1 protein-coding gene is annotated in these 308 nt (G+C 62.3%); it reads left to right on the top strand.

Annotated features, from left to right (window positions below):
• A partial coding sequence (locus GM79_RS25305) for a hypothetical protein (RefSeq protein ID WP_035558567.1) occupies positions 1-308 on the top strand: 308 nt, incomplete at both ends.

Below are 308 nucleotides of genomic sequence, written 5' to 3' on the forward strand. Positions count from 1 at the left end.
CGAGTACCTGATTCAGCGCAACGGGGTCGGCAGTTGGGTGCGCACCAGCAGCGTGGCCACCAGCACGGCCAGCTTCCACCCCGTGGTCATGGATTACGTTGGCGCTAAGCCCTGGACCCTTTACGACGCCTACCAAGCCAAGTACAACAAAGCTGCCGCAGCCACCAAGCCCAGTTGGGGCCCAGCCATCCCAGCGGGCCGGCAATACTACTACATCCCCGAAATCAACGGTTTCTACGACGCAATCACCCGCGAGTACCTGATTCAGCGCAACGGGGTCGGCAGTTGGGTGCGCACCAGCAGCGTGG

This window comes from Hymenobacter sp. IS2118, assembly GCF_000715495.1.
Classification (GTDB): Bacteria; Bacteroidota; Bacteroidia; order Cytophagales; family Hymenobacteraceae; genus Hymenobacter.